We start from the raw sequence: 25,850 nt of genomic DNA on the forward strand, positions 1-25,850 counted from the left end.
AGAGCTTCGCGATCGCAGCGCGATTCTGAAGCGCTCTAGTCGGTCCCCGCGATCGAGATGCGGGTGCGGCTGACGAAGGCGCGCAGCTCCTGCCCGATCGGGCGGTAGAGCTCGCGCAGGACGGTCACGGTCCGGTGCGGCAGCGCCTTGCGGCAGACCTCCTTGACGAAGGTGTCGCCGATCGGGCTCTCGTCGCCGCTCGGGGTCCGGGTCTCGCAGGTCCAGCCCTCGTCGCCCCAATGCGCCCGGGCCTGGAGGCCGAGCAGGAAACCCTTCTTGCGCAGGAACATCGGCGCCTTCGGGTCGGTCTCGATCTCGAGCCCGTCGACGCGGGCATCCTCGCCGACCCGCAGGCTCAGGAGCGCCGGGTGGCCTGCCACCTTGGTGCCCTTGCGCGCGTCGTCGTAGCGGAAGCCGATCGTCCGCTGGCCGCGCTCGTCGGCCGGGCAGGTGCGCCAGTCCTGCCACGAGGCGATCTCCCGCGGCTGCGGGCCGCGGCAGGTGAGGTGGTCGAAGCCGGCCATCGGCAGCTCGGCGATCGGCATGCCGACCCGGACCTCGCGCAGGTCGGTCGTGTCCGGGGTCGCCGCCAGGGCGGGGCCGGAGATCAGCCCGGCGATCAGGGCGGCGGCGAGGTCAATGCGTGGTCTGCTGCGGCGCGGGCGTGCCATCGCGCGTCTCCTTCCGGTAGAGGTCGCAGGCTCGGGAGGTGTCGCCGAAGAAGGCGGTGCAGTCGGCGAGCGTCGGCTCGCCCTTGCCCTTCAGGGATTCGGCGACGTAGGTCGCGACCGCCTCGACCTCGCTCTGGCGCAGGAAGGCGGTGCCCTCCGGCGGCATCTGGGCGCCCATCTCGGCGCGCAGGGAATCGTAGCACTTGGTGGCGTCGTAGGCGCCGCGCAGGTGGAACGGCATGCCGGTTCCGGGGCGGCCGCAATTCACCGTCTCGATGATCTGCTCGCGGGTGAGCTGGGTGTGGCGCAGGGACAGGGCGTCGCCGCCGTAGCCTCCGCCGCCGCCGCCGTGCCACTTGTGGCACCCGACGCAGTTCGCCTTCTTGTAGACCGCCAGACCGGGATCCGGGCGCGGCGGCTGCTGCGCCGCCGCGACGGCCGAGATCAGGCCGACCGCGAGGGCCGGCAGGGTGACTTTGAGCATCGATGGGCCTCGTCGCGGCGCGGACCGTGACGGTCCGCGCCGGCTGATCGCGGGGTGAGCTTCAGAGCGCGAAGACGTAGAGCATCGATCCGGCCTGGATCGACTTCAGCTCCGGCGTCGAGTCGATGAACCACTTGTCCCAGGCGCCGCCGAGGCCGACCAGGATCGCGAGGTACTGCTTGCCGTCGACCGTGAAGGTCATCGGCGGGGCGTTGACGCCGCCGCCGGTGTTGAACTCCCACATCTTGGCCAGCGTCTTGGCGTCGAGCGCCATCACCCGCCCGTCCGGCTCGCCGGTGAAGACGAGGTCCGGCGTCGCCAGCATGCCGCCGAGCAGCGGGAACGGCGTCTCCAGCTTGGCCGCGACCTTGCCGGTGTTGACGTCGATCGCCGTGACGCTGCCGGTGATGCGGAACGGCTGGGTCGGGCCGCCGCCGGTGAAGAACTCCCGCGGCTTGAGGCTCGCGGTGGTCATCGTCTCGTGGGTGATGCGGTTGCAGCTCTCGATCACCGGGATGTACCAGAGCCCGGTGCCCGGATGGTAGGCGGTCGGCGGCCAGTTCTTGCCGCCCATGTTGCCGGGGCAGACATCCGCGACCTTGTTCTCGGGATGCGGCGTCACCGCCGGATTGTAGCGCTGCACGTCCTTGGTCGGGTCGTACTCGAACGGCTTGCCGGTGTCGGGGTTGATGCCGCGGGTCCAGGTCACCTTCTTGACGAACGGGGTCGCCCACAGGAACTGGCCGTTGGTGCGGTCGACCGCGTAGGCGAAGCCGTTGCGGTCGGCCTCCAGCGCCATCTTCTTGCCGCCGGCATCGACCAGCAGGTTCTCCGACACGCTGTCGTAGTCGTAGGGGTCGTTCGGCGTGTGCTGGAAGTGCCACTTGATCGCGCCGGTCTTGGCGTCGAGGGCGACCGTCGAATCGGTGTAGAGGTTGTCGCCCGGGCGGTAGGTGTTGTCCCAGTCCGGCCCGGGATTGCCGACGCCCCAGATGATGAGGTCGGTGTCGGGGTCGTAGCTGCCCGTGACCCAGGTCGAACCGCCGCCGCTGACCTCGGCGTTGTTCGGACCCTTCCAGGTCTCGATGCCGGGCTCGCCCTTGCCCGGGATGGTGTGGGTGCGCCAGATCTCCTTCTGGCTCTTGAGGTCGGTGGCGGCGATCCAGCCGCGGATGCCGTACTCGGCCCCGCCGACGCCGCTCACCGCCATGTCGTGCACGACCAGCGGCGCGCCCGTGATGGTCTCGCCCTTGTCCGGGTCGGCGACCTGCCGCTGCCACGCGACCTGCCCGGTCTCCTTGTCGGTGGCGATCAGCCGGCCGTCGAGGGTGTGGGAGATGACCTGGTTGCCCCACAGGGCGACGCCGCGGTTGTTGACGCCGCAGCACGCCACCGCGCCGGCCCATTCGCGGTCGGTCTTCGGGTCCATCTTCCACAGGAGCTTGCCGGCGCCGTTGCGGGTGTCGATCTTGTAGACCGAGCCCCAGCCGTCGGTGACGTACATCATCCCGTTCTCGACGATCGGGGTGCCCTCCAGGCCGCCGTGGCTCCAGATGCCGCCGCCCTCGATGCCGCCGAGATGCATCGTCCAGGCGACCTTCAGGTTCTTCACCGTGTCGCGGTTGATCTGGGCGAGGGTCGAGTAGCGGTGGGCGCCGAAGTTCTTGTGGTGGAGGAGCCAGTTGCCCTCCTCCTTGTCGGCCTTGAGCAGGCGGTTCTGGTCGACGGTCTGGCCGGTCGCCGGCGCCGGGGCGGCGCCCTGCGTCGGGGCCTGAGCCTGGGCCGCCGCGGTGACGAGAGCGAGCGCGGTTCCGGCCGCGAGCGCGCGCCGGCAGCGGGTCGAGAATCGGGTCATGGTGGCTTCCTCCAGATCGCTTCCTCTCGCGCGCCGCTCTTGTGCGGTCGGTCGCGCGTCCGTTCCGCGGGCCTGCGGCTCAGGTCGGCGGGGTCCTGACCGTCACGGTCATCGGCACCGGCCCGGCCCGGCGAAAGCTCGTCGCGCACTCGAAGGTCTCGCCCTCGGCCAGCACCTGCCGGGTCTGCAGCAGCATGACGTGGTGTCCCTCGGCGGTGAGGCGGGTGTCGCCGCCGGCGCGGACCGCGATCGTCGGCACGGCCCGGCGCGACGGCGCACCCTCGCCGCCCTTGTCGACCGTCACCTTCTCGCTGAAGTTCGCCATCGGGCAGCGCACCCGCAGCAGCGCGTCGCCCTCGGCGCCGGCATTGACCACGGTCATGTGCAGCGGGATGTCGGCCCCGATGGTCGAATTCGGCGCGATCCAGGCCTGAACGATCGAAATCTCGCCCGCTTGCGCGGTCTTCAGGGAAAAAATCAGGTGAAACAGCCCGAAAACTGCCAGTGCGGCGGACCTCGGCACAGTCATCGAGCGCCTCCGATGCGCGACGTGCTGCGCCGCACCATGACCTTTGCCATGGACACCCTCCCGTTCTATTGAACGCTTTCTTAGGCGTTGCTTACGGGCAGAATATCCCGGGCGCGACCCGCGTCAAGGCATTCCAATTCAGAATTCGAAATTTGCCGCCGGCACGAAAAAGCCCGGCCACGCGGGCCGGGCTCGACGGATTCGGATCGCCGGCAACCGGCGCGCGGGTCAGGCGCTGGCCTGGATCCAGCGCGACAGGTCGCCCTTGGGGGCGGCGCCGACCTTCTGGCTGGCGAGCTGGCCGTCCTTGAAGATCATCAGCGTCGGGATCGAGCGGATCCCGTATTGCGACGCGATGCCGGGATTCTCGTCGACGTTGACCTTGGCGATCTTCACCCGGCCCTGCATCTCGCCGGAGATCTCCTCCAGCGCCGGCCCGATCGCCCGGCACGGGCCGCACCACTCGGCCCAGAAATCCACCACGACGGGCTCCGAGGCTTCCAGCACGTCCTTCTGGAAGCTCGCATCCGTCACCTTCATGGTCGCCATCGTCGTCAACCTTTCCGCTGCGGGGCGAAACCCGAGCCGTCCCGAGTGAGCGCAACGTAGGAACCGCCCGGAACCCGATCAAGCCGGGCCGGAGAGGGCCCGCAGATTCGGCTGTGCGCAAGCGCACGCGCCTCAGGCGAGGACCGCCAGCGCCTCGGCCCTCTCGCCGTCCGACAGCCGGCGCACCACCGGGCCGCCGGTCCAGACCAGCAGCGGATGGACCGGGCGGTCGGGATAGATCGTTGCCAGCAAGGCGGCGTAGAGCGCGACCTGCGCCGCCTGCCCGCGCGGCACCGGCGCGTCGGCGGCGGGCGGGCGCCCGGTCTTGAAGTCGACGAGCCAGACCGCGTCCGGCGTCACCGCCAGCCGGTCGACGCGGCCGTGGACCGGGCGCTCGCTCCCGCCGATCGCGACCCGGCCGGCGAGGGTCACCTCGGCCCGCGCCGCGTCCCCGAACAAGATCGCCAGGGCCGGGTCGGCGAGGAGCCGCAGCACGTCGGCGGCGATGCCGGCCCGGGTGCCGGCGTCGAGCCCCGGGGCGCGGGCGGCGAGGAACGCCGCCGCCGCGCCCTCGCGCCGCTCCGGAGGCAGGGCGGGCAGATGTTCAAGCAGGGCGTGGATCAGCACGCCGCGCCGGCGCGCCGCCGGGTCGCTGGAGCGGGCATCCGACCGGCGCGGCTCGTCGGCGGCGCCGAGGCCGGAGGGGCGCAGGGGCGGCGTCGGCTCGGCTTCCGGCGGCAGCGGCCGGCGCAGCCAGTCGGGCAGGGCGCCCGGCGCGGGCACCGGCACCGCGGTCGCGGGTGGGGCCGGCAAGGCCGCCCCCTCGCGCCAGCACTCGGACGGGCCGTAGGGCATCTCGGTGCGCTCGACGCCGCCGAAGGCCGCCACGAGGCCGCGTCGCACCATCTCGCACCACGCCTCGCCCGGCGTCTCGCGGTCGTTGCCGCGATAGGGCGCGATCACCAGCCGGTCAGCGGCCCGGGTCATCGCGACGTAGAGCAGCCGGTTGTGCTCCTCGCGGGCGCGCTCGTGCAGCGCCTCGCGGGCGGCGGCGATCTCGGCGCAGTCGTGGGCCTTCGCCGACGACCACGCCGGCACCGTGCCGTCGCCGACCGCCACCGGGATCAGCACCGGGTCGCGGCCGAGCACCTCGCAGCCGTCGATCAGCACGACGAGACCGGCCTCCAGCCCCTTGGCGCCGTGGACGGTCATCACCCGCACCTCGTCGCGGGCCGCGTCGAGGTCGCGCTTCACCGTGTGGCCGCCGGCGTCGCGCCCGCCGCTCGGCGCGTAGCGCGACAGGAAGCCGGTGAGGGAGGGCGCGTCGGTGCCGGCCTCGGCCTGGGCCGCGGCGGTGAGGAAGACGTCGATCGCGTCGCCGGCCTCGCCGCCGAGGCGGGCGACGAGGGCGGTGCGGCCGCCGAGCGGCCCGAGCAGGTCGGCGTAGAAGCCGAACGGTCCGTGCGCCCGGGCGAGGTCCTGCCACTGCGCCAGGGCGGCGGCGCCCCGGACCGCCGCGGGGTCGCCGGCCCCGGCGTGGCGCGCCAGCGCCCGCACCAGCGGCTCGGACGGGTCGCGCCCGGCGGCGATGCGCACGAGGTCGTCGTCGGTGAGCGCGACGAGCGGCGTCTTGAGGGCGGTGGCGAGGGTGAGGTCGTCCTCGGGCAGCAGCGCGGCCCGGCCCGCCGCCACGAGGTCGAGCACCGCGATGTGGGCGGCGATGTCGAGCCGGTCCTGGCCGGCCACCGGCACGCCCTCGGCCTTGAGCGCGCGGATCACGCCCTCGAAGGCGGCGGAGCGCTTGCGCACCAGGATCAGGATCTCGCCCGGGCGCCAGACCCGGCCGCCCTCGTCGCCGCCCGTCGTCCAGTGCCGGACCGCCTTCGCCACCCGCCGGGCAGTGACGAGGGCCGGGGCGCCGGCCTCGACGGCGTCGACCGGCTGGGTCCAGGCGTCCGGCTCGTCCTCAGGGGAGGGGGTCTCGACCGGCCACAGCTCGACCTGCCCAGGCGCCCGCACCCGGGCGGTGGTGTGGACGGTGCCGACCGCCGCGTCGCCGAAGGACAGGCCGCGGTAATGCTCGGCCACCGCGAACACCGCGTCGACCCCGCGCAGCACCCCGGTGGCGGAGCGGAACGACAGGGTGAGGCCGACATCCTCGAACGGCAGCGCGGCGCCGAGGGCGGCCTGCCGCCAGGCGCGCCGGGTGACCTCGAATTCCTCCGGCGCCGCGCCCTGGAAGCTGTAGATCGACTGCTTCGGGTCGCCCACGGCGAAGCGGGTGCGGGCGAGCCCCTGGCCCGGCTCGCGGGCGCCCTCGCCGGCGCAGAATTCCTGGGTGATCCGGCGCAGGATCTCCCATTGCCGCGGGTTGGTGTCCTGGGCCTCGTCGACGAGGACGTGGTCGACGCCGCGATCGAGCTTGTACAGCACCCAGGCCGAATCGACCCGCTGGAGCAGGTCGAGGGTCTTGTGGATCAGGTCGTCGAAGTCGAGGGCGCCCAGCCGGGCCTTCTGCAACTCGACCCGGCGGTGGATCTCCCGCGCCAGGACGAACAGCGCCTCGGTGCGGGCGAAGGCGCGAGCGGCGCGCAGGCGGTCGCGCAGGGTGGCGAGCCGCTCCTGCTCGGCGAGCAGCGCCTCCTTCACCGCGGCGGGCACCGCCTTGGTGCCGAGGCTCGACGCGGCGTAGGGGTCGCCCGCGCCCTCGTCCTTGAAGAACACCGCGAGATACGCGGTCAGCCGCTCCGGCCCGGACAACGAGGCGGCGAGCGCGAGCGCCTCGGCCCGCTTCTCGTCGGTCGCCTTCCCGGTCCGGAGTCCTTCGATCAGGACGGTCCAGTCGCCGAGGCCGTCCTCCAGCATCCGGCGCTCGACCTGCCCGACATCCTCCTCGGCACCGATCGCCCGGCGCAGGCGCCCAAGCCGCCCCCCGGGCCCGTCGGGATGATCAAGCACGTCGCGGCACTGCACGGCGGCGGCGATCGCCTTGCGCAGGGCCTCACCCGCCGCCTCCGGCGCCACCAGGGCGAGGGCCTGCCTGAGGTCGTCGCGCCCGTCGACCGCGTCCGCGAGCACGAGATCGATGACGCGATCGACCATCTCGCGGGTTTGGGCCTCGTCGAGCACGGCGAAGCGCGCCGGCACGTTGGCCTCGAACGGCACGAGGTGGAGCAGGCGCTCGCACAGGGCGTGCAGGGTCTCGATCTTGAGCCCACCGGGCGTCTCGACGGCGCGGGCGAACAGGCGCCGGGCCCGGCGCAGGGTGGCGGCGTCCGGCGCCTCGCCCTCCAGCACGGTGAGTTCGCGCCGCAGGGCGTCGTCGTCGAGCGTCACCCAGCGGCCGAGGCGCTCGAACACCCGGATCGACATGTTGGCCGCCGCCGCCTTGGTGAAGGTGAGGCAGAGGATCCGGGCCGGCGTCGCCCCGTGCAGCAGCAGCCGCACCACCCGGTCGGTGAGCACCTTGGTCTTGCCGGCGCCGGCATTGGCCGAGACCCAGGCCGAGGCGCGCGGATCGGCGGCGCGGCGCTGCGCCGCCACGGTGATCCCGTCGACCACGAACCCTTCGATGCCCACGGCACGCTCCCGGCGGGCCGGGAACCTTCGTCCGGCCAAGCCTCTCTGGTCGCACCGCCGGGCACGGGCCCGCAAGCCGCGGCGTCGCCCCGTTCACAGCGAAGTGCCGCCCGTGTCCGCGCGGGCACAGCGGGGCGGCGATGCCAGCCCAAGCCAAGTGCTTGATTCCATTCGCCCGAAGGGGACGACAGCCTTAAAGGCGCGTTAACCGCGCCGCCCTAGTGTGCAGGCTCCGTCCCGCGTACCCGGCTTGCCTCGCATGCGTTCGCTCCGTCGCTCGGCATCGCCCTACGATGCACTCGTCGACACCCTCCGCGCCTTCCTGAAGCGGCGGATGACGGAGCTGTCGGGGCTCGCCCTGCTGCTCGGCGCGGCCGGCCTCGTCGTCGCCCTGGCGACGTGGTCGATCGAGGATCCGAGCCTCAACCACGCCACCAGCCAAGCGGCGCGCAACCTTCTCGGTTATGGGGGCGCCATCGTCTCCGACCTCGGCATGCAGCTCCTCGGGCTCGGCGCCCTGGCGCTGGCGCTGCCCCCGGCGGTGTGGGGCGTACAGTTGTTGCGCGCCCACACGCTGCCGCGGCTCAACCTGCGCATCGCCCTGTGGGTGATCGGCTTCGGCGCCGCGAGCGCGATGGCGAGCGCCCTGCCGTCGACCGCCCGCTGGCCGCTGCCGACCGGCCTCGGCGGCGTCGTCGGCGACGCCCTGCTCGGGGCGGTGCGGGCGATCTTCGGGCCGGCGGCGGCGATCGCCGGGTTCCTGTTCGCCGGGGCCGCGGTGCTCAGCCTCACCGCCGCCTGCGGCTTCGGCCTGATCGAGGGCGAGGAGGAGGACGAGGCGGACCATTACGGCCCGGTCTCCAGCCGCTACGACGAGCGCACCCGGCGCGCGGCGCCCCACGACGACGAGACGCCGGGCTTCGGGCTCGCGTCCCTCGGCACGCTCGCCCATCTGGCGATGAGCGCCCGCGACGCGGTCCGCGACCGCATCGCCGGGTGGCGCGAGGACCGTGCCGCCGCCGAGCGCGCCGCGGCCTATGCCGGCAACTCCCCGGCGCTCGCCGCCCGCCGCGCCTTCTCGGAGGACGGCGACGAGGAGGGCTTCGACGCGCCCGAGCCCGGCACCCGCCGCGAGCCGGTCTTCGACGAGCCGGCCCGCGCCGCCCGCCGCCTCGCACCGCCGCGGGTCCACGACGAGCCCGAGGACGAGGACGGCGACGACCTGCCGGCCGAGCCGGCGCCGGCCCCGGCGCGCACCCGCGTCGCCCCGCCGCCGGCTCCGCTGCCGAGCCGCCGGGCGCCTCCGCCGGCGCTGTCCGACACCTACGAGATGCCGGCCCTCGACCTGCTGGCCGAGCCGCGCCAGCCGGCGCCGAGCACCGCCGTCTCGACCGATGCCCTGGAGCAGAACGCCACCCTGCTCGAATCGACCCTCGAGGATTTCGGGGTGCGCGGCGAGATCCTGGCGGTGCGCCCGGGTCCGGTCGTCACGCTCTACGAGCTCGAGCCGGCGCCGGGCACCAAGTCGAGCCGCGTCATCTCCCTCGCCGACGACATCGCCCGCTCGATGTCGGCCGTCTCCGCCCGCGTCGCCGTCGTCCAGGGCCGCAACGCCATCGGCATCGAATTGCCCAACGCCAAGCGCGAGACCGTGTACCTGCGCGAGCTCCTCGCCTCGCCGGTCTTCGCCGAGACCAAGCAGAAGCTCGCCCTGTGCCTCGGCAAGAACATCGGCGGCGAGCCGATCATCGCCGACCTCGCCCGCATGCCCCACCTGCTGGTGGCCGGCACCACCGGCTCGGGCAAGTCGGTGGCGATCAACACCATGATCCTCAGCCTGCTCTACCGGATGAAGCCGGAGGAGTGCCGGCTCATCATGGTCGATCCCAAGATGCTGGAACTGTCGGTCTACGACGGCATCCCGCACCTGCTCTCGCCGGTCGTCACCGACCCCAAGAAGGCGGTCATCGCCCTCAAGTGGGCCGTGCGCGAGATGGAGGAACGCTACAAGAAGATGTCGAAGCTCGGCGTTCGCAACATCGACGGGTTCAACGCCCGGGTGGCGGAGGCGCGGGCACGCGGCGAGGTGATCACCCGGACGGTGCAGACCGGGTTCGACCGGGAGACCGGGGAGGCGGTGTACGAGGACGAGGTGATGGACCTCTCGGCGCTGCCCTACATCGTGATCATCGTCGACGAGATGGCCGACCTGATGATGGTGGCGGGCAAGGACATCGAGGGGGCGATCCAGCGGCTCGCGCAGATGGCGCGGGCGGCGGGCCTGCATCTCATCATGGCGACGCAGCGTCCGTCGGTGGACGTGATCACCGGCACGATCAAGGCGAACTTCCCGACGCGGATCTCGTTCCAGGTGACGAGCAAGATCGACTCGCGCACGATTCTGGGCGAGATGGGCGCCGAGCAGTTGCTGGGCCAGGGCGACATGCTGTTCATGGCGGGCGGCGGCCGCACGACGCGGGTGCACGGCCCGTTCTGCTCGGACGACGAGGTCGAGGGGGTGGTGGCCCACCTCAAGCGCCAGGGCCGGCCGGCCTATCTCGACGCGATCACCTCGGAGGAGGGCGAGGACGGCGAGGGCGGCGATCCGGGTCCGGCTTCTGACCCCGGTGCGGTCGGCGAGGGTGGCGACACCTACGCGCAGGCGGTGGCATTGGTGCTTCGCGACAAGAAGGCCTCGACGAGCTACATCCAGCGCCGCCTGCAGATCGGCTACAACCGGGCGGCCTCGCTGATGGAGCGGATGGAGCGCGAGGGCATCGTCGGCCCCGCCAACCACGCCGGCAAGCGCGAGATCCTGGTCGAGGCCGAGGGGCAGGAGGTCTGATCTCCCCGGCCGCGTCCAACCCTCCCTCCGCCGGCAACACCCCTTGCCGGCAACGGACGTCCCGGCGCACAACAAGCCCGTGAGGACCGGCCTGAAGGCCGGTCGGCGAGATCCGGGGCCGCCGGACGGCCGCGCGGGAGGACGACATGGCACATCTCAGCACCGGGCCGGCCTGCCCGACCGGCGCCGAGCCGGTGGCCGCATGGGCGCGATGATCGCGGCGGCTGGCGGACGTGGTCCGCAGCCCGCCCCGGTGCCGGCGCGGACGGGACCCGGCACCGCCGCGACCACCCGCATCGATGTCGGGCACCTCATCGATGCCGGCCCCTGGGCGCCGTTCCAGCGGCGCGCGGTGCTGCTCGCCGCCCTCACGGTCATCGTCGTCGGGTTCGACAGCCAGCTCATCGGCTTCGCCATCCCGTCGCTGGGCCGCGACTGGAACCTGACCGGGGCCGATTTCGCCCCGACCGTCGCGGCCGGCCTGTTCGGGATGGCGCTCGGCAGCCTGCTCGCCGGCCGGGTCGGCGACCGGGCCGGGCGGCGGCGGGCCATCGTGATCTGCGTCACGACGTTCGGCGCGGCGACCGCGGCGGCCGGGCTGGTCGACCATCTCGGGTCGCTCGCGGTGCTGCGCTTCGTCACCGGCCTCGGCATCGGCGGGGCGCTGCCGGCGACCGCGACCCTGGCGGCGGAGTTCGCGCCCCGGCGCCACCGCACCCTCGTGGTGACCGCGACGGTGGTCTGCGTGCCTCTCGGCGGCATGATCGCCGGGCTGGTGGCCGGGCTGGTCCTGCCCAGCCTCGAATGGCACGGCCTGTTCCTGATCGGCGGCGGCCTCACCCTGGCCTTCGCCCTCGTCCTGCGCCGGACCCTGCCGGAATCGCCCCGCTTCCTCGCCCGCCATCCCGAACGCTGGGACGAGCTCGCCCGGATGCTCGACCGGCTCGACCGCCCGGTGCCGCCGCGCGCCGTGTTCGTCGACCCGTCCGAGCAACGTGTGAGCCGCGGCGCCGGCTTCCGCACCCTGTTCACGCCCGAGCGGCGGCGGGACACGGTCGGGCTGTGCGCGGCGTTCTTCTTCTGTCTGCTCGCGGTCTACAGCGCGTTCTCGTGGCTGCCGACGATGCTGATCGGCGACGGCCTCGACGAGGAGATGGCGGGGGCGGGCCTCACCGCCTACAATCTCGGCGGGGTGGTCGGCGCGCTGCTCTGCGCCGTCGCGATCACCCGCTTCGGCTCGCGCCGGCCGCAGGTGCTGTGCTGCCTCGGGGCGGCGGTGACCGCGCTGCTGCTGCGCGGCGATGTCGGGCCGACGATGCTGATCGTCGGCTTCGGGCTGCACGGCCTGTTCGTCAACGCGGTGCAGACCACCCTCTACGTCCTCGGCCTGTCGCTCCACCCGACCGGCCTGCGCGCCTCCGGGGCCGCGATGGCGCTCGGCGTCGGCCGCCTCGGCGCGGTGCTGAGCGCGCTGCTCGGCGCCGCCGTGATCGCGGCCGGCGGCATCGACGCCTTCCTGGCCGCGCTCGCGGCCTCGATGCTCGGCGCCGGCCTGAGCCTGCTGCTGATGCGCCGTTCGGTTCCGCCCCTCGGCGGACCGCCGTCCTGACCCGGGCCGATCGGGAGAGAATCGCAACCGTTCCGGCGTAGCACGGTCCGGGGACGGGCGAGCCGGCCGTCGGGGCGGATGCGGATCGGAGGCGGAACGTGGCACGGTCGCGATCGGGACTGAGAATGCTGCGCCGGGCGGCGCTCGCCTGCGCCTTGGGGCTGCTGACCGCCGGGGCCGGCGTCGCCGCCGAGCCGGGCGTCACCGTCACGCTCCGCCCGGGCCTGGACCGGTCGCATGTCGAGACGGTCCTCGGCGCGGCCCGGCAGGCCGGGGCACCGGTGACGCTCCGCTGGGAGGACGAGCCCGGTCCCGCGGCCGCGGCGCCGGTCGCGGCCCCGCCTCCGCCGCAGACCGTCTGGCAGGCCTTCGAGACCGGGCTCGCCCGCCACGTCGACGGGCTGTCCGAACTCGGCTCGATCTCCGAGGCCGCCGCCGCGGCGTGGCACGGCGCGGTCGGGCTGCATCTGGTCCGGCTCCTCGTCGCCGCCGCGGTGGCCGGCGGGCTGGTCGGCCTGCTGCTCGCCCGGCGCGCCGGCGCGGCCGGGGGACGCTGGCGCCGGGCGTGGCGCGGGCTCATTCGCGACGGCGGCGCTGCTGCTGCGGCTGGTCCCGGACGCGGCGCCCGCCCGCCCGCTCGCCGCCGCGCTGCTCCGATCCGCCGCCCTGGCCGGGCTCGCCTTCGCGGCCGGCCGCTTCCTGCTCTCGCCCGCCGATCCCGGCGCCCGGCTGCTCCCCGTGCGGCGGCCGCGATGGCACATGGCGATGCTCGTCGCCCTCGTGCTCCTCGGCCTCGCCCTCGACCTCGCGGCGATCCTGGCCCGGGCGGGCGGGGCCGCGCCCTCCGGGCTCGCGGCCTGGACCCTGCTCGGCACCACCCTGACCACCGCCCTGACGCTGGTCTGGCTCTGGCTCGGTCGGCGCGACCTCGTCGCCCTGGTCCGGGGCAGGGCCGGGGAGGAGGGCGGCGTGCTCCGGCGCGTGCTGGCGGCGGCCTTGGCCCCGGCCCTCGCCGCCACGGTCGTGGCGGCCTGGGTCGTCGCGCTGCTGGTGGTGGCCGATCCCGGCTACGACACCTGGGCCGCCGCGGTCGCCGCCACCCGGGTCGCGTTCCTGGCCCTGCCGCTCCTGGCGCTCGCCGGCGACCACCTCCTGCGCCGCCTCGCGGCCCACCAGCTCGCCGACAGCCCGCCGGTGACCCGGGCCGCCGCGGTGGCGGCCCGGGCCGCGATCGCCGGCGGCATCTGGGTCGCGGGTCTGGCCCTGCTGGCGCGGGCCTGGGAGCCGGTCGTGGCCGATCCGCGCCTGCGCCACGCCGGCGGCAGCGCGGTCGAGATCGGCGCCTCCCTGGTCCTCGGCTGGTCGCTGTGGTGCTTCCTGCGCAGCTACTTCCAGGCGCAGATCCCCCACGCCTCCGGCCACGGGCCGGCCGAGGACGACGACGGCCCGGCGGTCAGCTCGCGGCTCTCCACCGTGTTGCCGATCGTGCGCGACCTCGCCTTCGGCGCCGTCACGGCGGTGACCGCGCTCATCGTGCTCTCGGCCGCCGGCATCAACATCGGGCCGATGCTCGCCGGCTTCGGCGTCCTCGGCCTCGCGCTGTCGTTCGGCAGCCAGGCCCTGGTGCGCGACATCGTGTCGGGCATCTTCTTCATGGCCGACGACGCCTTCCGGATCGGCGAGTACATCGACACCGGCAAGCTCAAGGGCACGGTCGAGCGCATCACCCTGCGCTCGGTGCAACTGCGCCACCAGAACGGCCCGATCCACACCGTGCCGTTCGGGACGATCAGCCAGATCACCAACTACTCTCGCGACTGGTCGACGGTGAAGTTCCTGATCCGCCTCGACCACGCCGCCGACCTCGAGAAGGCGCGCCGCACGATCAAGAAGATCGGCCAGGAGATGCAGGCCGACCCCGATTTCGGCCCGGAATTCCTGCTGCCGCTCAAGATGCAGGGCGTGCACGAGATCGCCGACACCGCGGTGGTGATCCGCTGCAAGTTCACGGTGCGGCCGGCCAAGCCCTCGGTGGTGCAGCGGGAGGCCCTGCGGCGGATCTACCGCGGCCTCCAGGCGGCCGGGGTGCCGCTGGCCTCCAACGCCGTGCTGGTCCGCTCCGGCACCGCCGAACTGCCCGGCGACGCCCTGGAGCGGGCCGCCGCCGCGGCGCGGGCGGCGCAGGCCGCCCAGGCGGCCGCCGCGAACCCGCCCGCCGCCGCCTGATCCGTCTCAGGCGAAGGTCTTGCTCAGGCGAAGGTCCTGCTCAGGCGAAGGTCTTGCGCGGGTCGAAGGCGTCGCGCACGGCCTCGCCGGCGAAGATCAGCAGGCTGAGCGTCACGGCGATGACCGCGAAGCCGGTCAGGCCGAGCCACGGCGCCTGGAGGTTCGCCTTGCCCTGGGCCAAGAGCTCGCCGAGGGAGGGCGAGCCCGGCGGCAGGCCGAAGCCGAGGAAGTCGAGGGAGGTGAGGGTGGTGATCGAGCCGTTGAGCACGAACGGCAGCAGGGTCAGGGTCGCCACCATGGCGTTCGGCAGGAGGTGCCGGAACATGATCCGGGCGTCCGACAGCCCGAGCGCCCGGGCGGCGCGCACGTACTCGAAGTTGCGGGCGCGCAGGAACTCGGCCCGCACGACGCCGACCAGCGACACCCACGAGAACAGCAGCAGGATGCCGAGCAGCACGAAGAAGCTCGGCGTGATGATCGACGAGATGATGATGAGCAGGTACAGCGACGGGATCGCGGTCCAGATCTCGATGAAGCGCTGGAAGATCAGGTCGATCCAGCCGCCGAAATAGCCCTGCACCGCGCCGGCGAGCACGCCGATGATCGACGAGGTGATCGCCAGGGTGAGGCCGAACAGCACCGACAGGCGGAAGCCGTAGATCAGCCGGGCGACGACGTCGCGGCCCTGGTCGTCGGTGCCGAGCCAGTTCCATTCGAGGTCGCGGCAGCCCCGGCCGCCGGTCTTCTCGGCCAGCGGCCGGCACTGCGCCTCGGTGAGCAGCCAGGTCGGCGGCGCCGGGGCCGGCACCGGCAGGTCGAGGTTGTGGGTGTCGTAGGAGTAGCGGATCGGCGGCCACAGCGCCCAGCCGTTCTCGGCCAGTTCCTTGCGGATCACCGGGTCGCGGTAGTCGGTCCGGGCCAGGAACCCGCCGAACTTCTCCTCCGGGTAGTCGACGAAGACCGGCATCAGGATCTCGCCCTTGTAGGAGGCGATGATCGGCCGGTCGTTGGCGATGAACTCGGCGAACAGGCTGACGACGAACAGAACGCCGAACAGCACCGCAGACCAGTAGCCGCGGCGGTTGGCGCGGAAATTCGCGAGCCGCCGCCGGTTGAGCGGCGACAGCCGGCGCGGGCCGGCCGCCGGGGGCGGCGGGACCGCCGGCCCCGGCGCTGGCGGGGCGACGGGCACGGGGTCGAGGGAGCGGGGCCGCTCGTTCATGCGCCGGCCCCGCGGAGAACGGTCAGTCGATCCGCGTCGCGGTGCCGTCGATCGTGGTCGGGCGCACGGCGCCGCTGCGCTCCAGGTGGCGGCGCAGCAGCCGCACGTTGCGGCGGTTGGCCTTGAACGCGGCGTCGAACAGGTCGCCCACCAGCGGCACCGCGCCGACCACGCCGTCGATCGCGACGTTCGCCGCCATCCGGGCGAGCAGCGTGCGCGGCACCTTGAGCCGGCGCGCCTCCCAGATGATGTAGGACGAGATCGCGGTCGTCACGAGGTCGCCGACCACCGGGATCAGCCCGACCACGGCGTCGAGCCCGACCCGCCGGTTGCCCGGCAGGACGAAGGCGGTGTCGAGGATGTGCGCCAGGAGTTCTAGCCGGGCCAGAACCTGGGCGGCATCCTCCGCGCCGGCGCCGGCGCGGAGCGAGGCCGCGCCGAAGGGCGGAACGGGACCGGCCGTCTGCGTGAAGTCCATCGTGGGGCTCCGGGGCGGGAAGGTCGTGCTCATGCACGATCATGTGGCCCCGGGGTGCCGCCGCCACAAGACGGGGGGCGCCGTCCGCGTTCCTCACCGGACCAGCCGCGCATCGGCGAGGCGGTCGAGGGCGCGGTCGAGGGTGTCGTCGCGCTTGGCGAAGCAGAACCGCACCACGTTGCGCACGCCGCCCTCGGCGTAGAACGCGCTCACCGGGATCGCCGCGACCCCGTGCCGGCGCACCAGCCGCTCGCAGAACGCGACGTCGTCGCTCTCGCCGAGCGGCGCGATGTCGATGTTGAGGAAGTAGGTGCCGGCCGAGGGCAGCACGCTGAAGCCGAGCCCGGCGAGGCCGCCGGCGAGGCGGTCGCGCGCCCGGGCGAAATCCGTCCGCATGCCCTCGAAATACCCGTCGTCCTTGCCCAGCCCGTAGGCCACCGCCGCCTGCAGGTTCGGCGGCGTGGTGAAGGTGAGGAACTGGTGCGCCTTGGCGAGGACCCGCATCAGGTCCGGCGCCGCCATGACGAAGCCGACCTTCCAGCCGGTGAGCGAGAAGATCTTGCCGGCCGAGCCGATCTTCACCGTCCGCTCGCGCATCCCCGGCAGGGCCATCAGCGGCCGGTGGCGGCGGCCGTCGAAGGTGACGTGCTCCCACACCTCGTCGCAGACCGCGACCGCGTCGAAGCGGCGGCAGAACGCGGCGAGCAGCGCCAGATCCTCATCCGGGAACACCGTCGCGGTCGGGTTGAGCGGGTTGTTGAACAGGACCACCCGGGTGCGGTCCGAGAACGCCGCGGCGAGCGCCGCCTCGGTCAGCCGGAAATGCGGCGGCGTCAGCGTCACGAAGCGCGGCACCCCGCCGGCCCGGCGCACCAGCGGCAGGTAGGCGTCGTACATCGGCTCGAACAGCACGACCTCGTCGCCGGGCTCGATCAAGGCCATCAGGGCGCCGGCGATCGCCTCGGTCGCGCCCGACGTCACCATCACCTCCCGGGCCGGATCGAGGTCGAGGCCCTGCCAGTGCCGGTAATGCGCGGCGACCGCCTCGCGCAGTTCCGGCAGCCCCATCATCGGCGGGTACTGGTTCCAGCCGTGGATCACCGCCGCGGCGGCGCGCTCGCGCACGTCCTGCGGGCCGGGATCGTCCGGGAAGCCCTGGCCGAGATTGACCGCGCCGGTCTCGCGGGCGAGGGCCGACATCACCTCGAACACGGTGGTCGGCAGGTCGGAGAAGATCGGGTTCATGCGCAACGAGACGGGTTCGGTGGCGCCGGGCGGGTCAAGCCCGGGACGGTCGAATCTCCGCTAGCACGCGGGAGGGTTGTGCGAAACCGCACATGGCCGCGCGGCGGGGCATCCGGGTCGGCTGACGATTGTTGACACTCGTCAGCCGTCGGCTAGGTTCTGGGCATGCGGCCGGGCCGGCCGCGATCCTGGTGAAGGGCTCCGCCCCCTCGCTCCGATCCGGGATCGATCGCCGGCCCGGCCGTACCCGTTCCGGGTTGCCCGAGGCCGCGTTTCCCGGCAGCCTGCGGGCCCGTCGCGCGCCATCCCCGGACAGCCGTCGCGAGCCCGCGCGCCGGCCGAGCGAAGCCGGTACCCGCATGGCGCAGCGATCCATCGGACACCGCATGACCCTCCGCACCTGCCTCCTCGCCGGTCTCGCCGCCGGCCTCGCCGGTCTCGGCCTGAGGCTCGCGGTGCCCGTCCCGCCGGTCGACGACGCCTTCCGGTCGGTCGTCGCCTATTACCGGTCGATCGATCCCGGCCGGGCGCAGCACTGAACCGATGCCGCCAAGGAGAGCCCGCCGAGGGCAGGCCTGCGGCGGGCTGAGTTGGGGTCCGAGAAGAGACGCCGTCGGCCGCGATGACGTCGAACCGCATGCGAACCGACGGCACCGTGCCGGTAGAAGGGGGGCGACCGGCACGACCCGATCACGCTATCGCGGCCCGCCCGAGGCTTCATTGACCTAGGTGAGTCCCGTCAGGCCGAATCGAGGCTCCTCGCACCGTCGTCGCCGAAGTTGCGGTTTTTCGGGGACCGTTAAACGGCGTTAAGGAGACCGGTCGCCCGTGTCCTTAGCTTCCGGCCATCGCTCTCAGGGAGCTGGAGCCATGGCGCTGTACTATTTCCACATCGAGATCGACGGAAGGCTGTTTCGCGACCGGCACGGCACGCGGATCGACGACGACGTCGAGCTGATCCCGCATGTCCAGAAACTGTCGGCCGCCTTCGCCCGCCGGACGACCCACGGGCACCGGTCCCCCAATGCGATCGTCCACGTCGTCCACGAGACCCGGGCCTGCACGCTGTACTTCCCGGTCGCCCGCTTCGTCGAGCCGACCGTCGCCGTCCCGGCGCCGCAGCCGCACTGACGGCGGCGGCCGGAGACGGCCGCCCGCCCGGATTGTCCTTGGCAGCCGGCCGCGTCCCGTGGGAGGGAAGGCGGTCGCGGTGCCGGAGACGATCCATGGCCGAAGCCGATCCTGTCACCCGCCTGCCCGTCGGCGAGCCGGTCGCCGTCGGTGCGGCGCCCCGGCCGGAGCGGATCGTTCTGGAGGGCGACCTCGTCACCCTGGTCCCGCTCGATCCCGCCGCGCACGGGGACGACCTCGCGCAGGCGGTGACGGGCCCCGGCACCGAGGCGCTGTGGCCCTACATGGGCGCCGGCCCGTTCCCCGAGCGCGGCCCGTTCCTCGACCATCTCGCCGCCTGCGCCGCCTCGGAGGACCCGCTGTTCTACGCCATCCTCGACCGCGCCAGCGGCCGGGCGGTCGGGCACGCGGCGCTGATGCGGATCGACCCGGCCAACCGGGTGATCGAGGTCGGCAACATCCTGTACGCGCCCGCGCTCCAGCGCCGGCCCGGGGCGACCGAGGCGATGGCGCTGCTCGCGGCTTACGTCTTCGACACCCTCGGCTACCGCCGCTACGAGTGGAAGTGCAACGCCCTCAACGCGCCGTCGCGCCGCGCCGCCCTGCGCCTCGGCTTCCGTTTCGAGGGAATCTTCCGCCAGGCGATGATCGTGAAGGGGCGCAACCGCGACACCGCGTGGTTCTCGCTCCTCGACCGCGAATGGCCGCAGGCCGCCGGCGCCTTCCGGCGCTGGCTCGCGCCCGACAACCTGTCGGGGCCGGACCCGCAGCGCCTGCGCCTGTCGGCGCTGAACGCCGGGCGCATCACGGGCAGCGACCTGCGCCGCGCCGACGCCGCCGACCTCCCGGCGCTCGGGCGGGTGCAGGCCGACGCCTTCGCGGGCAACCGGGCGCTGCTCGGCGTCGAGCCGCTGCCGCTCCTGACCCCGGCCTCCACGGTGCTGGCCGAGCACGAGGTCTGGCTCGCGGGGGAGGGGGACGACGTCGCCGGCGCCCTCGTCCTCGATCCCGAGCCCGGCCACCTGACGATCTGGAGCGTCGCCGTCGATCCGCGCCGCCAGGGGCAGGGCCTCGGCAACCGCCTGCTCGCGGCGGCGGAGAACCGCGCGCGGGATCTCGACCTCGCCACCCTGCGCCTCTACACCGGGGAGCCCCTGACGCGGAACCGGGACTGGTACACGCGGCAGGGGTGGGACACCGAGCGGATCGAGCCCCTCGCCGACCGCCGGCTGGTCCACATGGTCAAGCATCTCGCCTGACGGGAACACCCGCAGGCCGAACGACACGCCCGAACGGGCGATACGCCCGTCAGGGCGACACGCCCGCGAGGGCGACACCGCCCTTCAGGGCGGCAGGGAGGAGAACATGGTCGGATGCCCCGACCGGCCGCGTCCGCGCGCGGGACCGGTCCGCCTGCCGCGGCCTTGACCCGCGCGACATCCGCCGCCCCGCCTCCCTCCCGATCCCGCCCGCCGACCGATCGTTCACCGCGACAGGAGATTTCCGATGCACATCCTCATCCTCGGCGCCGCCGGCATGGTGGGGCGCAAGCTGCTCGACCGGCTGGTCCGTGACTGCCGGCTCGGCGGCGAGACGATCACCCGCTTCACCCTGCACGACGTGGTGGCGCCCGAGGCCCCCGCCGGCACCGGCGTGCCGGTCTCGCTCTCGGCCTCCGACTTCTCGCTGCCGGGCGAGGCCGAGCGGCTCGTCGCCGCCCGGCCGGACGTGATCGTCCACCTCGCCGCCATCGTGTCGGGCGAGGCCGAGGCCGATTTCGACAAGGGCTACCGCATCAACCTCGACGGCACCCGCCGGCTCTTCGACGCCGTGCGGGCGATCGGCGACGGCTACCGGCCGCGCCTCGTCTTCACCTCGTCGATCGCGGTGTTCGGCGCGCCGATGCCCGACGCGATCGGCGACGAGTACCTCACCGCGCCGCTGACCAGCTACGGCACCCAGAAGGCGATCGGCGAATTGCTGCTGTCGGACTACACCCGGCGCGGCATCTTCGACGGCGTCGGCATCCGCCTGCCGACGATCTGCGTGCGGCCGGGCAAGCCGAACAAGGCCGCCTCGGGCTTCTTCTCGGGCATCATCCGCGAGCCGCTCGCCGGCCAGGAGGCGATCCTGCCGGTCTCGGACGGGGTGCGCCACTGGCACGCCTCGCCGCGGGCCGCGATCGGGTTCCTGCTGCACGCGGCGACGATCGACGGTGCGCGCCTCGGCGACCGGCGCAACCTGACGATGCCCGGCGTCGCCGTGACGGTGGCCGAGCAGATCGAGGCCCTGCGCCGGGTCGCCGGCGACGCCGTCGCCGCGCGCATCCGCCACCAGCCTGATCCGGTGATCGAGCGCATCGTCGCCGGCTGGCCCCGCGGCTTCGACCCGCGCCGGGCGATCGAACTCGGCTTCACCGCCGAGCCGGATTTCGAGACGATCATCCGCGCCCATATCGAGGACGAGCTCGGCGGACGCATCGCGGCGTGACCGGGGAGGGACGGGAGCGCACCGGTCCGCGGCGGTCGGCCCGCCCGGTTCCCGGTCGGGCGCACCCGGCCCTTCGCCGCGTGGGCGACGGGGCCGGAACGCCGGCGCATCGATGCGCGCTCGGGTCTGCCCCGCATCGACAGGGCGACCGCTCCGTCCCGGTGCGGCGGTGCCAGGCCGTTCGGAAGCTCAGGCCCGGTGCCGTCCAGGATCGCCGCCGCCTCACCCCTGCCAGAACCGCTTCCCCGTCTCCCGGGAAACGTCGGCCCGGGAGAGCCCGAGGTCGTGCAGCATCGCGTCGGGGGCCTCGGCGAGGAGCCGGCGCTCGCGGGCTCGTTCGGCCCAGAGTTCGAGCCGCTCGAACCAGTTGGCGACCGGCCGCGGCCGGGCCGGGCGCAGGGCCACCGGCGGCACGAGGCGCAGGCGCGGGGCGGGCATCGCCGGGACCGGGTCCCGCCGCAGATTTTCTCGGGTACTCGCGAGCGCCGCCATGACGTCCTCCCGCCTTCAGCAGATGTGATCGATAGCAGCGATCTTGCCGCCGGGACGCGACGGGAGCAAACCAGAAGCTCTGCCGCTCCGGCATAGGAAATCTGGGCCGAGATGACCCTGCGCCGCCGTTTGCCGCCGCTCAACGCCGTCCGGGCCTTCGAGGCGGCGGCGCGCCACCCGACCTTCCAGGCCGCCGGGGACGAACTCGGCGTAAGCGCCGGGGCGGTGGCCCAGCAGGTCAAGGCGCTGGAGGGGTGGTTCGGCGTGCCGCTGTTCCGCCGGCTGCCGAGCCGCGGGGTCGCCCTCACGCCCGCCGGCGAGCGCTACGCGGCGGCCGTGGGCGACCTCCTCGACGGCTTCGCCGACGCGACCGCGCGGCTGCGCCGGCAGGGCCAGGACCACGTGCTGACGGTCAACACGACCCATTCCTTCGCCTCGCTGTGGCTGATTCCGCGCATCGGCGCGTTCCGGGCCCGCCATCCCGAGCTCGACGTGCGCGTCGTCGCCAACAACACTCTGGCGGATTTCGCCCGCGACGAGCTCGACGTGGCGATCCGGCACGGCCGCGGCCGCTATCGCGGCCTGCGCGCCGACCTGCTGCTGCGCGACAGCGTGTTTCCGGTCTGCAGCCCGGCCCTGCGCGACGGCACCCCGCCGCTCGCCCGCCCCGCCGACCTCGCCCGCCACGTCCTGCTGCACGACGACGACCCGATCGACCTCGAGGCCGTCGCGTGGCCGGACTGGCTCGCCGCGGCGGGGGTGACCGGGATCGAGGCCCGGCGCGGCCCGCGCTTCACCCACACCTTCATGGTGCTCCAGGCCGCCACCGCCGGCGAGGGCGTCGCCCTGGCGACCCGGGTGCTGGGCGGCGACCTGCTGGCGGGCGGGCGCCTCGTGCGGCCGTTCCCCGAGGAGGTGGCGAGCCCCTACGCCTTCTTCATCGTCACGCCGGAGGGCCAGGACCCGCCCAAGGTGGCGCTGTTCCGCGCCTGGCTCGCCGAGCAGGCGGCCCCGCTTTCGCCGCTTTGCGACGGGACCTAGGATGCGGCGGGGACGACGCCGTCGCCGACGGTCGATCAGCCATTCCCGGGGGAGCGTCGCGGACGCACGCCAAGCCACCATGACGATCCGATCGCACCTTCTCCTGCTGGCTTCGGCCGGGCTCGGCCTCGCCGCCGCGGCGCCTGCCGCGGCCCATCCGCATGTCTGGATCACGACGAAGGCCGAGATCGTCTACGGCCCGGACGGCCGCGTCACCGGCCTGCGCCACGCCTGGACCTTCGACCCGTCCTACTCGGCCCTCACGGTGCAGGGGCTGGAGCGCGGCGGCGACGGCGCGCCGAGCCCGCAGGCCCTGGCGGTCCTGGCGCGGGAGAACATCGAGAGCCTCGGCGATTCGCGCTACTTCACCGCCCTGAAGGTGTCCGGCCGCCCGGTCGAGGTCGGGGCGCCCGAGGCGCCGGCGATGGGCTACGCCGACGGCGCGCTGACCCTCAGCTTCACCCTGCCGCTCAAGGCCCCGGCGGGGCCGGGCGCGCTGTCGCTCGAAGTGTTCGATCCGACCTACTTCGTCGCCTTCAGCCTCGCCGAGGGCGACGGCGTCGCGACCCTGTCGGGCGCCCCCGCCGGCTGCCGGGCCACCGTGCACCGGCCCAGGCCGCAGGCCGCGGACGCCAAGTCCGCCGGCAAGTCCACCGACAAGCCCGCCGCCGGGATGTCGGAGGCGTTCTTCGAGGCCCTCACCGCCGCCTCGACCTACGGGGTGCAGTTCGCCAACCGGATCGTGGTCGCATGCTCCTGAGACTTAGCCCCGCCGCCGGGCTGCCGCTCGCCACCGGCCGCACCGGCCTGCGCCTGCTGCTCGCCGCGGCGGCGGTCGTCGCCGCCTTCGGCCTCCTCACCGGGCTGATGCTGCTCCTCGCGCCGGGCCTGTCGGCGCCGCCGCCGCGCTCGCCGTTCGGCCTCGGCTTCCGCGAGGCGACGCCCTCGGCCGGCGGGCTCGGCGGCTGGCTGCTCGCCCTCCAGGCGGATTTCTCGCGCCAGCTCCAGCGCGCGGTCTCGGCGGTGAAGGCGGGGCAGGCCGGCTACGGCCTGCTCGTCGGCCTCGGCTTCGCCTACGGGGTGTTCCACGCCGCCGGCCCCGGCCACGGCAAGGCGGTGATCGCCGGCTACATCGTCGCCGGCGAGCGTGCGCTGCGGCGCGGCTTCACCATGAGCTTCGCCGCGGCGCTGCTCCAGGCCGCCGTGGCGGTGGCGCTGGTCGGCGGCGGCGCGGTGGCGCTGCGCCTCACCGCGTCCGGCCTGAGCCGGGCCGGGACCGGCATCGAGATCGCCGGCTTCGCCGCGGTGGCGCTCCTCGGCCTCGTCGTCACCTGGGGCAAGGCCGGGCGGCTCGCCGCGCTGCTGCGGCACGAGGCCGGCCCGGCCTGCGGGCCGGATTGCGGCCACGGCCGGCTCGCCGACGGCGAGCGCATCGGGCGCAGCGACTGGCGCGAGCGCGCCGGCATCGTGGTCGCGGCGGGCCTGCGGCCCTGCGCCGGGGCGGTGCTGGTGCTGGTCTTCGCGCTGTCGCAGGGGGTGTTCTGGGCCGGCATCGCCGCGACCCTCGCGATGGCGCTCGGCACCGCGCTCACCACCGGGGCGCTCGCCTCGCTGGCGGTGTTCGCCAAGGCCCTCGCCCTCCGGCTCGCCGGCGGGCGCGGGCAGAGTGGCGCGGTGGCGGTCGGCGCCCTGGAACTCCTCGCCGGCGGCTTCGTGCTGGTGCTCGGCGTCGGGCTGCTGTCGGGCTGGGCGGTAGCGGCGTTCTGACGCCGGGCCGCTCAGGCCACCGCCGGCACCCGCGCGAGGGCCGGCAGCACGATCTCCTGGCGCTCGCGGGCGATGAAGGCGGTCGGCATCGCCGCCTTGAGCTGCTGCTCCATGCCGAGCAGCATCGTGTCGGTGTGCTGGGGATAGAGGTGGATGATCGCGAGCTGCCCGACGCCGGCGGCGCGGCACAGCTCGACGCCCTTCTCCCAGGTCGAATGACCCCAGCCGCGGCAGGCCGGATATTCGCCCTGGGTGAACATGCCGTCGTAGACGACGAGGTCCGCGCCCTCGACGAAGCGCCGCAGGGCCGGGTCCGGCCACGGCTCGGTGTGCTCGAGGTCGCTGATGTAGCAGGCGGTGCGACCGCCGTGCCGGAACCGGAAGCCGGTCGCGCCCTGGGGATGGTGGAGCGGGATCGTCCCGACCTGCATCCCGTCCTCGAAGGTCAGCGTCTCGCCGGCCCGGAAGCCGTGATGGACGAAGCGCGCCGGCAGCACGTCGAGGGGGATGGGGAAGATCGGCGGCGAGAACAGGCGGTCGACCGTCTCGGCGGCGCTGGCGCCGTCGAGGTTGCCGCAATAGGTGTGGATTTCCCGCGACGGATCGAGCACGGCCGGCTTCAGGAACGGCAGGCCGGCGATGTGGTCGAGGTGGAGGTGGCTGAACAGCAGATCGACGCGCCGGGGCAGGGAGGTGCCGTGATGGGCGCCCAGCGCGTTCAGGCCGGAGCCGGCGTCGAGGATGAACAGCCGCTCGCCGCACCGGACCTCGACGCACGGGGTGTGGCCGCCGAACTGGACGAAGTCGGGACCTGACGCACAGGTAGAACCGCGCACGCCCCAGAACCGAAGCGTGACCCCTTCCTGCTCGATCGGACCCCTGTTGCTCATGGCTGGAAGTTGGTCGGGGTTGAGGGAAACGCAAGTGCGCTAACACACACGACAACCGGGAGGGCCGAACCCCGGCCCGACAGATGACCTGCCGCAACCCGAACGGCAGAACCGGCGCACAGGTTCCTCCCCGGCCGTTAAACCACCGTTACGATCGGCCGGCCGGGGGCCCCGGCCGCGGCCTCCCGCCCCGTCAGGCCGGGATCACGTCGACGATCTCGTAGGTGTCGGGGTCGATGATGACGATGTCGTCGCCGACCAGGACGTAGCTGAAGCCGCGATAGGCCGGCACCAGCGTCAGGATCGCCGGGGGCAGGGCGTGCAGCGTCACCGAGCGCGGCACCGCGGTGCCGACCGAGAGCGCGAAATTCACGTTGGTGACCGGCCGCACCCCGGACCGGACGATGGTCTGGCGGAACTCCGTGCGCTGGCGGGTGTCGAGGCGCGTGACGGCGCCGCGGGCCTCGCCGCGGCCGGCCCCGCGCTCGCCCCGGTCGGCGCCGCGATCTCCCCGATCGCCCCTGTCGCCGCGCTCACCCCCGCGCTCGCCGGTCCGGTCGCCCCGGTCCCCACGCTCGCCGCCACGATCTCCGCGCTCGCCGCCGCGATCTCCCGCCCGGCCGCCGGACTCGCCGCCGCGGCCGCCGGGCTCCGTCGCGCCCGGGCGCTCGCCCCCGGCGCCGCCGCGGCCGCCCGCGTCTCCCGGCTGGGCGCCGCGCGGCCCGGCCCCGTCGGCCCCGCCTCGCG

General features: G+C 73.8%; 22 protein-coding genes. 10 read left to right on the forward strand and 12 right to left on the reverse strand.

Annotation, left to right across the window (positions count from 1 at the left end; translation table 11 throughout):
• Positions 1-35: 35 nt before the first annotated feature.
• The 6 genes from EOE48_RS26015 to addA form a co-directional block, all read right to left on the reverse strand.
• Positions 36-671 (reverse strand): hypothetical protein, encoded by a 636-nt coding sequence (locus EOE48_RS26015; RefSeq protein WP_127733792.1) that lies wholly within the window; start codon positions 669-671, stop codon positions 36-38.
• A complete protein-coding gene (locus EOE48_RS26020) occupies positions 637-1,155 on the reverse strand; it encodes a c-type cytochrome (protein WP_127733793.1) in 519 nt (172 codons plus the stop codon). Before EOE48_RS26020 ends, EOE48_RS26015 begins: the two co-directional genes overlap by 35 nt.
• Before the next feature lie 61 nt (positions 1,156-1,216).
• Positions 1,217-3,010 (reverse strand): PQQ-dependent dehydrogenase, methanol/ethanol family, encoded by a 1,794-nt coding sequence (locus tag EOE48_RS26025; RefSeq protein WP_127733794.1) that lies wholly within the window; start codon positions 3,008-3,010, stop codon positions 1,217-1,219.
• 79 nt (positions 3,011-3,089) lie between these two features.
• Positions 3,090-3,539: a copper chaperone PCu(A)C domain-containing protein gene (locus tag EOE48_RS26030; RefSeq protein WP_127733795.1), complete on the reverse strand. Its 450-nt coding sequence runs from the start codon at positions 3,537-3,539 to the stop codon at positions 3,090-3,092.
• A gap of 228 nt (positions 3,540-3,767) precedes the next feature.
• Positions 3,768-4,088 carry a thioredoxin gene (gene trxA, locus EOE48_RS26035; protein WP_127733796.1) on the reverse strand — a complete coding sequence of 107 codons (321 nt, stop codon included), beginning with the start codon at positions 4,086-4,088 and terminating at the stop codon, positions 3,768-3,770.
• 132 nt (positions 4,089-4,220) lie between these two features.
• Positions 4,221-7,667 carry a double-strand break repair helicase AddA gene (gene addA, locus EOE48_RS26040; RefSeq protein ID WP_127733797.1) on the reverse strand — a complete coding sequence of 1,149 codons (3,447 nt, stop codon included), beginning with the start codon at positions 7,665-7,667 and terminating at the stop codon, positions 4,221-4,223.
• Positions 7,668-7,926: 259 nt separating this feature from the next.
• Here addA and EOE48_RS26045 point away from each other — a divergent pair, with 259 nt between their 5' ends.
• The 3 genes from EOE48_RS26045 to EOE48_RS26055 all read left to right on the forward strand — a co-directional run bounded on the left by EOE48_RS26045 (position 7,927) and on the right by EOE48_RS26055 (position 14,347).
• Positions 7,927-10,512, forward strand: a complete 2,586-nt coding sequence (locus EOE48_RS26045; protein WP_127733798.1) for an FtsK/SpoIIIE family DNA translocase — start codon at positions 7,927-7,929, stop codon at positions 10,510-10,512.
• 202 nt (positions 10,513-10,714) lie between these two features.
• Entirely contained in the window at positions 10,715-12,121 is a 1,407-nt protein-coding gene (locus tag EOE48_RS26050) for an MFS transporter (RefSeq protein WP_246154898.1), read from the forward strand.
• A gap of 759 nt (positions 12,122-12,880) precedes the next feature.
• Entirely contained in the window at positions 12,881-14,347 is a 1,467-nt protein-coding gene (locus EOE48_RS26055; protein ID WP_127733799.1) for a mechanosensitive ion channel family protein, read from the forward strand.
• Positions 14,348-14,387: 40 nt separating this feature from the next.
• On the opposite strand, the gene EOE48_RS26060 is transcribed toward EOE48_RS26055, so the two are convergent.
• From EOE48_RS26060 to EOE48_RS26070, 3 genes are all read right to left on the reverse strand, one after another.
• Positions 14,388-15,569 (reverse strand): ABC transporter permease, encoded by a 1,182-nt coding sequence (locus EOE48_RS26060; protein ID WP_127733800.1) that lies wholly within the window; start codon positions 15,567-15,569, stop codon positions 14,388-14,390.
• A gap of 22 nt (positions 15,570-15,591) precedes the next feature.
• Positions 15,592-16,047 (reverse strand): DUF4112 domain-containing protein, encoded by a 456-nt coding sequence (locus EOE48_RS26065; RefSeq protein ID WP_127733801.1) that lies wholly within the window; start codon positions 16,045-16,047, stop codon positions 15,592-15,594.
• Between the two features lie 93 nt (positions 16,048-16,140).
• Positions 16,141-17,292, reverse strand: a complete 1,152-nt coding sequence (locus EOE48_RS26070) for an aminotransferase (protein ID WP_127733802.1) — start codon at positions 17,290-17,292, stop codon at positions 16,141-16,143.
• Between the two features lie 386 nt (positions 17,293-17,678).
• Between EOE48_RS26070 and EOE48_RS29390 the strand changes: the two genes are divergently transcribed.
• The 4 genes from EOE48_RS29390 (at position 17,679) to denD (ending at position 20,913) form a co-directional block, all read left to right on the forward strand.
• A complete protein-coding gene (locus EOE48_RS29390) occupies positions 17,679-17,831 on the forward strand; it encodes a hypothetical protein (RefSeq protein ID WP_187371554.1) in 153 nt (50 codons plus the stop codon).
• A 331-nt stretch (positions 17,832-18,162) separates the two neighbouring features.
• Entirely contained in the window at positions 18,163-18,423 is a 261-nt protein-coding gene (locus EOE48_RS26075; RefSeq protein WP_127733803.1) for a hypothetical protein, read from the forward strand.
• Positions 18,424-18,518: 95 nt separating this feature from the next.
• A complete protein-coding gene (locus EOE48_RS30335) occupies positions 18,519-19,682 on the forward strand; it encodes a GNAT family N-acetyltransferase (protein ID WP_127733804.1) in 1,164 nt (387 codons plus the stop codon).
• Positions 19,683-19,929: 247 nt separating this feature from the next.
• A complete protein-coding gene (gene denD, locus EOE48_RS26085) occupies positions 19,930-20,913 on the forward strand; it encodes a D-erythronate dehydrogenase (protein ID WP_127733805.1) in 984 nt (327 codons plus the stop codon).
• A 222-nt stretch (positions 20,914-21,135) separates the two neighbouring features.
• On the opposite strand, the gene EOE48_RS26090 is transcribed toward denD, so the two are convergent.
• Positions 21,136-21,351, reverse strand: coding sequence for a DUF1127 domain-containing protein (locus EOE48_RS26090; protein WP_127733806.1), 216 nt, complete (start codon positions 21,349-21,351; stop codon positions 21,136-21,138).
• A 165-nt stretch (positions 21,352-21,516) separates the two neighbouring features.
• On the opposite strand from EOE48_RS26090, the gene gcvA reads away from it, so the two are divergent.
• From gcvA to EOE48_RS26105, 3 genes are all read left to right on the forward strand, one after another.
• Positions 21,517-22,446, forward strand: coding sequence for a transcriptional regulator GcvA (gene gcvA, locus EOE48_RS26095; RefSeq protein WP_127733807.1), 930 nt, complete (start codon positions 21,517-21,519; stop codon positions 22,444-22,446).
• A gap of 79 nt (positions 22,447-22,525) precedes the next feature.
• Entirely contained in the window at positions 22,526-23,206 is a 681-nt protein-coding gene (locus tag EOE48_RS26100; RefSeq protein WP_127733808.1) for a DUF1007 family protein, read from the forward strand.
• The gene (locus EOE48_RS26105) at positions 23,197-24,213 is read left to right on the forward strand and encodes a nickel/cobalt transporter (RefSeq protein ID WP_127733809.1); all 1,017 of its coding nucleotides are present in this window, start codon (positions 23,197-23,199) and stop codon (positions 24,211-24,213) included. The genes EOE48_RS26100 and EOE48_RS26105 overlap by 10 nt, the downstream gene beginning before the upstream one ends.
• An 11-nt stretch (positions 24,214-24,224) precedes the next feature.
• On the opposite strand, the gene EOE48_RS26110 is transcribed toward EOE48_RS26105, so the two are convergent.
• Positions 24,225-25,103, reverse strand: coding sequence for an MBL fold metallo-hydrolase (locus EOE48_RS26110; protein ID WP_127733810.1), 879 nt, complete (start codon positions 25,101-25,103; stop codon positions 24,225-24,227).
• Between the two features lie 193 nt (positions 25,104-25,296).
• Positions 25,297-25,850: DUF1236 domain-containing protein (locus EOE48_RS30110; RefSeq protein ID WP_246154900.1), on the reverse strand; the 554-nt coding region annotated here is incomplete at its 5' end.

This window comes from Methylobacterium oryzihabitans, assembly GCF_004004555.2.
Taxonomy (GTDB): domain Bacteria; phylum Pseudomonadota; class Alphaproteobacteria; order Rhizobiales; family Beijerinckiaceae; genus Methylobacterium; species Methylobacterium oryzihabitans.